Raw genomic sequence first — 241 nt, 5'->3', positions numbered from 1 at the left:
CATGATTCAAAACGGAGCGGACATCGAAAGGCTCGTGGTTAACGCCCATTTTACCGGCTTCGATTTGGCTGAAATCGAGGATCTCGTTCAAAATCCGCAGCAGGGCGTAGCTGCTCTGCAAAATAATGTCGGAATAGCTCCGCTGTTCCTCGGACAGCTCCGTTTCCGCCAGCTGGTCCGCCATTCCGATAATGCCGTTCTCCGGCGTCCGGTTGTCTTGGCTCAGGAGGGCCAAGAACCC

At 55.2% G+C, this 241-nt stretch carries 1 protein-coding gene; it reads right to left on the bottom strand.

The annotated features are described in order from the left end of the window. Window positions 1–241 (bottom strand): histidine kinase dimerization/phospho-acceptor domain-containing protein (locus KVT34_RS30985; protein WP_302695785.1); only part of this gene is annotated, 241 nt, incomplete at both ends.

The sequence above is a fragment of the Paenibacillus sp. GbtcB18 genome, from assembly GCF_019091125.1.
In the GTDB taxonomy this organism is placed as follows: domain Bacteria; phylum Bacillota; class Bacilli; order Paenibacillales; family NBRC-103111; genus Paenibacillus_F; species Paenibacillus_F chitinolyticus.
This window is presented reverse-complemented; position numbering and strand designations above follow the sequence as displayed.